The organism is Streptomyces sp. NPDC127190 (assembly GCF_042672505.1).
Taxonomy (GTDB): domain Bacteria; phylum Actinomycetota; class Actinomycetes; order Streptomycetales; family Streptomycetaceae; genus Streptomyces.
On the sequence record NZ_JBHXVE010000031.1, the window covers coordinates 81,195 to 89,114 of the forward strand.

Consider the following 7,920-nt stretch of genomic DNA (forward strand, 5'->3'; position numbering starts at 1 on the left):
GTACGGCGACACGGTTACGGCGATGGGGGCGGCCCACCCGAGCGGCCCGCCCCCATCGCCGTAACCAGGGCTTAGAAGACACAGCTCAGAAGAACACCGACCGCCGCTGCACCAGCAGCTTGTACAGCGTGTGCTGGATCTGCTCCCGCACCTGATCCGTCAGGTTGAACATCAGCATCGGATCCTCGGCCGCCTCCGCCGGATACCCCTCCGTGGGAATCGGCTCCCCGAACTGGATCGTCCACTTGGTCGGCAGCGGAATCATCCCGAGCGGCCCCAGCCACGGAAACGTCGGCGTCAGCGGAAAGTACGGGAACCCCAGCAGCCGCGCGAGCGTCTTCGCGTTGCCGACCATCGGGTAGATCTCCTCCGCCCCCACGATCGAGCACGGCACGATCGGCACACCCTGCCGCAGCGCGGTGGAGACGAACCCGCCCCGCCCGAACCGCTGCAACTTGTACCGCTCGCTGAACGGCTTCCCGATGCCCTTGAACCCCTCCGGCATCACCCCGACCAGCTCCCCCTGCGCCAGCAGCCGCTCGGCGTCCTCCGCGCAGGCCAGCGTGTGCCCCAGCTTGCGCGCCAGCTCGTTCACCACCGGCAGCACGAACACCAGGTCCGCCGCGAGCAGCCGCAGATGCCGCCCCGCCGGATGATGGTCGTGCACGGCGACCTGCATCATCAGCCCGTCCAGCGGCAGCGTCCCGGAGTGGTTGGCGACGATCAGCGCGCCGCCCTCCTTGGGGATGTTCTCGATCCCCTTCACCTCGACCCGGAAGTACTTGTCGTACAGCGGCCGCAGCAGCGACATCAGGACCTGGTCGGTCAGCTCGGCGTCGTACCCGAAGTCGTCGACCTCGTACTCGCCGGTCAGCCGGCGCCGCAGGAAGGACAGCCCGGCCGCCACCCGCCGCTCCAGGCCGGCCGCGGGCCCCTCGGCCCCCGGCTGCCCCGCCGGGCCCTGCTCAGGGCTCACAGGGCCGCCCTCCTGCGCCTGCGCCCGTCCGGGCAGCGGCTGGACCTCACCCATCTCCTCCGCCCCGCCGAGAGCCCCGCCGGCGGCCCCACGCCGGCTCCCCGCGCCCCGGCGCCGCCCCGGGCGCTGCCCCGCGCTGCCGCGGGACCGGTCGTCGTCGAACGGAATGACCTTGGCGTCCGCCATCGTTCCTGCGCTCCTCGGTTGGCGCTATTCGGCGCTGTGCGTCATGAGCCGGCCGCCGCCCTGCGCGGCCAGCGCGGCGATCCGGTCGACGGCCCCCGCCAGGGACTCCGGCGGCACCAGCCCCGGGCCCTGGGCGCGCGCGAAGTCCGCGAACGCCTCCGCCGTCGTGTAGCCGGGCGTGAAGCCCAGCGTGTCGCGCATCTGGACGGTGTCCACCACCCGTCCGTGGGTCAGCAACCGGATCTGCTCGGGTGAGAAGTCCGTCATACCCAGCGTACGGACCAGCGAGCCGGCCCAGGTGACGGCGGGCAGCAGCAGCGGCACGGTCGGCCGGCCCAGCCGCCGCGAGCACTGCGAGAGCAGCAGCACCCCGTCGCCCGCGATGTTGAACGTGCCGCTGTTGAGGGTGCCCCGGCGCGGCTCGTGCGAGGCGAGCCGCAGCACCTCGATGACGTCGTCCTCGTGCACGAACTGCAACCGCGGGTCGTAGCCGAGCACGGTCGGCAGCACGGGCAGCGCGAAGTACGAGGCGAGGGGGGTGTCCGCGGCCGGTCCGAGGATGTTCGCGAACCGCAGCACGCACACCGCGACGTCCGGCCGCCGCCGGGCGAACCCGCGCACATATCCCTCGACCTCGACGGTGTCCTTGGCGAACCCGCCGCTCGGCAGCGACTTCGGCGGCGTCGTCTCGGTGAAGACGGCCGGGTCCCGTGGCGCGGAGCCGTACACATTGGTGCTGGACTTCACCACCAGCCGCTGGACCGCCGGCGACTTCTGGCAGGCGCCGAGCAGCTGCATGGTGCCGATGACGTTGGTCTCCTTGACCGTCGCCCGGCTGCCGCCGCCGAGCGCCGTGCCCGTCACATCGAGGTGTACGACGGTGTCCGCGCCGGTCTCGGCGACCACCCGGGCGATCGTCGGCTTCCGGATGTCGGCCTGGATGAACTCGGCTCCGCCCAGATCGTGCGCCGGCGGCACCGCGTCCACCGCGATCACCCGCTCGACCTCCGGGTCACGCTGGATCCGCCGTACGAACCGGCCGCCCAGCTGCCGGGCCACTCCGGTGACAAGCACGACCTTTCCCAAGATCAGCGCCTTCCTTCCCGCACTGTCCGCAATTGCCCGCACTGCCCGCGTTCCCCGTGTGCGGCCAACTTAGCGGCTCGGTGTTGCGCTGTGATGACCGCCCGACGCAGCAGGTGACGGAATTTCGCCGGACACGCGTGTGGCCCCCCACCGACAACGGTGGAGGGCCACAGCGGGACGCGCCTTCGCGGCGCGCGTACTACTTCTTGTTGCGACGCTGAACACGCGTGCGCTTCAGCAGCTTGCGGTGCTTCTTCTTGGCCATCCGCTTGCGCCGCTTCTTGATAACAGAGCCCACGACTACCCTCGCTCACTTCTCATCACTCGGTTGTTTGGGCGCCATGGGCCCACACGACCTACGAGGGGCTAGCCTACCCAACCGAGCGCCGAGGTCGTAATCGAGGGGTGCCCCGGGGTCACCGGGACGTCGCCGTCAGGCCGTCTCCACCCCCACATAGCTGTCACGGAGGTACTCGTGTACCGCTTGCTCCGGGACGCGGAAGGACCGCCCCACCCGGATCGCGGGCAGATGACCACTGTGCACCAGGCGGTACACGGTCATCTTCGACACTCGCATCACCGCGGCGACCTCCGCCACGGTCAGGAACACAACCTCGTTCAGAGGCCTCTCGCCAGCTGCCATGACACACCTGAACCTTCCGCACTCGACGGCCACCGGCTTCCCCTTCCGGTGACTCTTCGTCGTTGCGCGCTCACTCCCCAGACTAGGGGCGGGTGGTGCGAGTGGGGAAGAGGTGCACCCATCGGCGGCCTACTGTGACAGACAGGCTCGTTTGAGCACGTAGCGGGTGAGCGGGCGGTAGTGCGCGGAGCGCACGCCGTCATCAAGCGGAACGACGACGGACACGGACCCCTCGACCTGCCCCACGAACGGCGCGGGATCATCCGTATCGGCCAGCCCGATCGCCTCGAACCCCAGCTGACCTGCGCCGCAGACCCAGCCATGGTCACCGACGACCAGCTCGGGCAGCGGCCCTCCGCTCTCCGCCGCGGCACCGAGCGCGACCCGAACCGGGAGCGGCGAGTGGCTGTGCACCCCCGGCTCACAACCGGGGCGCTCGGGCCCGGTTTCCCGCACCAAGCCGACCCCCCGGGCGTAGTCGAGCCGATACGTACGTAGACCGAACCGGGTCAATATGTCGACACAGCGACCCTGCGCCGGGGTGAGCACCTCACATCCCGCCGCCGAGAGCGCGTCCGCGAGACCGCCGTAGAACCCGAGCAGCCGCTGCGGATGCCCGGTCCCGAACAGCACCGGCGCACCCCTCCTGGCCACCTCCCCGATCCGCTCCGCGAAGGCGTCCAGCGCGGCCAGCGTCAGCTCCGGATCGATCACATCAAGGCCCGACGTGTGCCGCGGATCCGCCGAGACCCCGCACCTGTCGGCCATCAGGGCGAGCAACTCCGGCTGCCCCCAGGCCCACTCCGGGTCGATCCCGATCGTCACCCGCGGATCCCGGGCCGCGAACAACCGGTAACTCCGCAGACTGGCCTCGCGCGAGGTCCCCACCACCCCGGCCAGCCGCACGGCCACCAGATACGCACACAGCTCGGCGGACGACGACACGCCTGCGATGCTGACGCACCGGGCACCCGGATTCACCGCGAACGGCGAAAGAACCGCACGGTTGGCCTACAGCGGCAACGGTCCGAGGCAGCGGCACCGGCACCGGCTCAGGGCAGCAGCCCCCGCAGCGGGAACACCGCCCGCCGCGTCGCCAGCACCGCCTGGTCCAGGCGGTCGGCGGGGTCGTACCCCGCCTCCCACTCCGCGAACTCCACCGGCCACCGCCCGTCGGTCATCCGCTGCGGCCCCAACTGCCGGGTCCGCGCGAACACTTCCTGCCGCCACCCCTGCGGGATCACCGTCTCCGGAGCCACCGGCCGCCCCGCCGCGATCGCCACCAGATGCGTCCAGGACCGCGGTACGACGTCCACCACCGCGTAGCCGCCCCCGCCCAGCGCGACCCACTTCCCCCCGGCGTACTCGTGCGCCAGCTCGTGGCACGCCAGCTGCACCGCCCGTTGCGCGTCCAGCGACACCGCGAGATGCGCCAGCGGGTCCTCGAAGTGCGTGTCGGCCCCGTGCTGCGAGACGAGCACCTGCGGCCGGAACTCCGCCAGCAGCTCCGGCACCACCGCGTGGAAGGCCCGTACCCACCCCGCGTCCCCGGTGCCGGCGGGCAGCGCCACGTTGACCGCGGTCCCCTCCGCCGCCCCGGCCCCGGTCTCCTGCGGCCACCCGGTCTGCGGGAACAGCGTCCGCGGATGCTCGTGCAAGGAGATCGTCAGGACCCGCGGGTCCTCCCAGAACGCGGCCTGCACCCCGTCCCCGTGATGCACGTCCACATCCACGTACGCGACCCGCTCGGCGCCCATCTCCAGCAGCCGGGCGACGGCGAGCGCCGCGTCGTTGTACACGCAGAACCCGGACGCGCCCCCCGGCATCGCGTGGTGCAGCCCGCCCGCGAAGTTCACCGCGTGGTCGGCGTCCCCCCGCCACACCGCCTCCGCCGCCCCGACCGACTGCCCGGCGATCAGCGCGGACACCTCGTGCATCCCGGCGAAGGCGGGATCGTCCTCGGTCCCCAGCCCGTACGACCCGTCCGCCCGCGCCGGATCGTCCGACACGGCCTTCACCGCGTCGATGTAGTCCTCCCGGTGCACCAGCCGCAGCGTCGACTCCCCGGCCGGCTTCGCCGCGACGACCGCCAGCTCCCGGTCGAGCCCGAAGGCACCCACCAGCTTCCGGGTCAGCTCCAGCCGGACCGGGTCCATCGGATGACCCGGGCCGAAGTCATAGCCCGTTACTGCCTCGTCCCACATCAGCTGTGCGCGGCCGCTCATGACCGCCACCGTATCGGCTTGGATGAACCACGAACGACCTGGCGTACACCACCGTGACCAGCACCAGCGCCATCGGCACCAGCATGGCCCCGCGATAGCTCCACGCATCGCCCAAGGCCCCCACCAACGGCGAACCCACCAGGAAGCCGACGTAGTTGAACACGTTGAGCCGCGCCACGGCCGCGTCCGAAGCCCCCGGCCCGGCCAGCCGCCCCGCCGCCGCGAAGGTCTGCGGCACCAGCACACACAGGCCCAGCCCCAGCAGCGTGAACCCGAGCATCCCCACCCAGGCCCCGGGCGCCGAGGCCACCACCACGAACCCGCCGGCCGCCACCAGCGCCCCGAGCCGTACCACCGCCGCCGCCCCGAACCGCCGTACCCCCAGATCCCCGATGGACCGCCCCAGCAGCGTGGTCACCATGTACACGTTGTACGGCACGGTCGCCAGCTGCTCCGAACTGCCCAGCACGTCCTTCAGGTACTTCGCGCTCCAGTTCGAGACCGTCGAGTCCCCGATGTACGCGAAGGTCATCACCAGACACAGCGGCAGCAGCACCCGGAAGGCCACCGCCCGGCCCCCCGCCTCGCCCGGCCCCGACGCGTCCCCGGCCGCGCCCCCGTCGACATACCACCGGCTCCCCACCAGGGTCGCCGGCAACAGCACCAGCACCACCGGCAGATACGACACCCACAGCGCCAGCTGCCAGTGCGCCCCCGCCCACGCCAGCGAGGCCCCGAGGATCCCGCCCAGGCTGTACGCCGCGTGGAAGCTCAGCATGATGCTGCGCCCGTACGACCGCTGGAGGCTCACCCCGAGCATGTTCATCGAGGCGTCCAGCGCCCCCACGGCCAGCCCGAACACCCCCAGCGCCACCGCGAGGACGGCCAGCCGCCCGCCCGCACCGACGCCGAGCAGCGCGAGCAGCACCACCGGCTGGGACCAGCGCAGCAGCCGGCTGGGCCGTATCCGCCGCACCAGCCGCTCCGTGGTCACACTGCCCGCACCGGCCAGGACGGGTACGGCGGCGAGAAAGGCCGGCAGCAGGGCGTCCGAGATGCCGTACCGGTGCTGGACGGCCGGGATGCGCGTCACGAGCAGGGCGAAGGCGACACCCTGGGCGAAGAAGCTGAACGCCAACGAGGCCCTACCGCGCCGCAGCACATCAGTCATGGCGGCGAGCGTAGGGCCCCGGGCTACCTGTGGGTAGATCCAGCCAAAGGTGAATTTCCCTCAGCTTCACCGTGCGACGGCGAGCGGCTCCTCGTGCCGCCGGCCGGCCCGGCCGGCCTCGACCTCGGCGGCGAGCAGCCGCTCCATCGGCTCGGCGGCGAGCCCGCCACCGACCACGAACGCGGCCGCGAGCGCCACCACCATGACGACCGTACCGAGCCACACCATGGTGTCCACCGGCACGGTGTAGGCGCCGACCACCCGCAGCACGCACTCCAGCAGCAGCGCCCCGCCCCACACCAGGGAGAACGCCCGCTCCTTGCGCAGGAAGACGGCCGAGCCGGCCACCGCACCGGACGCGAGCCGCGCCCAGGCGGCCTCCTTCTCGGCGTCGCCCTTGACCAGGAAGGGCTTCATCCCCGCCGTCATCATCGGCTTGCCGAGCGCCACGGACACCAGGATGCCGATCGCGACGGTGCTGCTGACCGCGCCGTCCTTGGCGAGCATCAGCCGTGGGTCGCCGGAGACGAAGCTGAGCACCAGGCCGACCACGTTCACGGCCAGGATGAGCAGCGCCAGCCCGTTGGCGGTCCGCTCCGTCACCAGGCCCCACACGGTCCGTGCCGCCGGCACCGCGCTGCTCCAGGCGAGCGCCGCGAAGGTGCTCAGACCGAAGGCGTCCTTGAGGACGTAGTACGCGCCGAGCGGCACCGCCACATCGAGGATCAGCGGCTTGAAGTTGTCGAGCGGGCTGCGGCTGTGGTTCCCCGTGTTCTTCGTCATGCCCTCAGCTTCGCCGCCGGGCGGGGTCCCCCAGTAGAAACGAACGTCCGGACCCCGGCATGACAATTGTCAGCGCCCCCGCCATGGCTCAGGTCATATCAGCAGGTCAGCCAAGTCCCCCATGTCCGCGAAGAGTTCCTTCGCCCCGGCCAGCCGCTCCGCCGGTGTCATCGCGGTGAACCCGTACACGTCCATCCCGGCCGCCAGCGCCGCCTGTACGCCCAGCGGGGAGTCCTCCACGACCGCACACCGCTCGGGCGCGACCCCCATCTGCTCGGCCGCGTACAGGAAGAGATCGGGCGCCGGCTTTCCCCGTCCCACATCCTGCGAGCTGAAGATCCTGTCCTGCGCGAACCACCGGTCGAGCCCGGTCGTCCGGTGCCCGACCCGGATCCGCTCATGGCTCCCGGACGACCCCACGCAGTACGGCACTCCGACCCCGGTCAGCTTCTCCAGCACCCTCTCGACCCCTGGCACGGGCCTCAACTCCCGCTCGAAGGCGGCGAACACCCGGGCGTGGAAGACATCGTCGAACTCCTCGGGCAGCCGCCGCCCGGTCCGCTCCAGCACCAGGTCGTGGATCCGGTGCATGGCCGACCCCATGTAGTCCCGGATGGAGTCCTCGTACGACGTCGGGTGCCCCAGCTCGGTCAGATAGGCGGCCAGCAGCCGGTTGGAGATCGGCTCACTGTCGACGAGAACACCGTCGTTGTCGAAGATCACGAGGTCGTAGCGCATGACCACACCCTAAACGGCCCTGAAATGCAGAAAACCCCCGCACCAAAGGTGCGGGGGTTTTCCCAATAATTGTTCGGCGGTGTCCTACTCTCCCACAGGGTCCCCCCTGCAG

At 71.2% G+C, this 7,920-nt stretch carries 9 protein-coding genes; all 9 read right to left on the bottom strand.

What is annotated here, in order from left to right:
* Nucleotides 1-85: 85 nt before the first annotated feature.
* The gene (locus ACFVIU_RS33530) at nt 86-1,162 is read right to left on the bottom strand and encodes a lysophospholipid acyltransferase family protein (protein ID WP_385847191.1); all 1,077 of its coding nucleotides are present in this window, start codon (nt 1,160-1,162) and stop codon (nt 86-88) included.
* A gap of 24 nt (nt 1,163-1,186) precedes the next feature.
* On the bottom strand, nt 1,187-2,248 hold the full coding sequence (locus ACFVIU_RS33535) for an NAD-dependent epimerase/dehydratase family protein (protein WP_385847192.1): 1,062 nt from the start codon (nt 2,246-2,248) through the stop codon (nt 1,187-1,189).
* Between the two features lie 199 nt (nt 2,249-2,447).
* Nucleotides 2,448-2,546: a 30S ribosomal protein bS22 gene (locus tag ACFVIU_RS33540; protein ID WP_003948845.1), complete on the bottom strand. Its 99-nt coding sequence runs from the start codon at nt 2,544-2,546 to the stop codon at nt 2,448-2,450.
* A 135-nt stretch (nt 2,547-2,681) separates the two neighbouring features.
* Complete coding sequence (locus ACFVIU_RS33545) at nt 2,682-2,891, bottom strand: helix-turn-helix domain-containing protein (protein WP_177235464.1); 210 nt, start codon at nt 2,889-2,891, stop codon at nt 2,682-2,684.
* 129 nt (nt 2,892-3,020) lie between these two features.
* The gene (locus ACFVIU_RS33550) at nt 3,021-3,836 is read right to left on the bottom strand and encodes a phosphatase (RefSeq protein ID WP_385847193.1); all 816 of its coding nucleotides are present in this window, start codon (nt 3,834-3,836) and stop codon (nt 3,021-3,023) included.
* A gap of 107 nt (nt 3,837-3,943) precedes the next feature.
* Nucleotides 3,944-5,116 carry an acetoin utilization protein AcuC gene (locus ACFVIU_RS33555; protein ID WP_385847195.1) on the bottom strand — a complete coding sequence of 391 codons (1,173 nt, stop codon included), beginning with the start codon at nt 5,114-5,116 and terminating at the stop codon, nt 3,944-3,946.
* Nucleotides 5,067-6,287, bottom strand: coding sequence for an MFS transporter (locus ACFVIU_RS33560; RefSeq protein WP_385847196.1), 1,221 nt, complete (start codon nt 6,285-6,287; stop codon nt 5,067-5,069). The genes ACFVIU_RS33555 and ACFVIU_RS33560 overlap by 50 nt, the downstream gene beginning before the upstream one ends.
* A 66-nt stretch (nt 6,288-6,353) precedes the next feature.
* On the bottom strand, nt 6,354-7,070 hold the full coding sequence (locus ACFVIU_RS33565) for a VC0807 family protein (RefSeq protein WP_385847197.1): 717 nt from the start codon (nt 7,068-7,070) through the stop codon (nt 6,354-6,356).
* Between the two features lie 93 nt (nt 7,071-7,163).
* Complete coding sequence (locus ACFVIU_RS33570; RefSeq protein ID WP_385847198.1) at nt 7,164-7,808, bottom strand: HAD family hydrolase; 645 nt, start codon at nt 7,806-7,808, stop codon at nt 7,164-7,166.
* Between the last annotated feature and the right edge of the window lie 112 nt (nt 7,809-7,920).

Coding starts and splice junctions, on each gene's coding strand:
- ACFVIU_RS33565 (WP_385847197.1), bottom strand. CDS start 7,070: ATGACGAAGAACACGGGGAACCACAGCCGCAGCCCGCTCGACAACTTC.
- ACFVIU_RS33570 (WP_385847198.1), bottom strand. CDS start 7,808: ATGCGCTACGACCTCGTGATCTTCGACAACGACGGTGTTCTCGTCGAC.
- ACFVIU_RS33530 (WP_385847191.1), bottom strand. CDS start 1,162: ATGGCGGACGCCAAGGTCATTCCGTTCGACGACGACCGGTCCCGCGGC.
- ACFVIU_RS33555 (WP_385847195.1), bottom strand. CDS start 5,116: ATGAGCGGCCGCGCACAGCTGATGTGGGACGAGGCAGTAACGGGCTAT.
- ACFVIU_RS33545 (WP_177235464.1), bottom strand. CDS start 2,891: ATGGCAGCTGGCGAGAGGCCTCTGAACGAGGTTGTGTTCCTGACCGTG.
- ACFVIU_RS33560 (WP_385847196.1), bottom strand. CDS start 6,287: ATGACTGATGTGCTGCGGCGCGGTAGGGCCTCGTTGGCGTTCAGCTTC.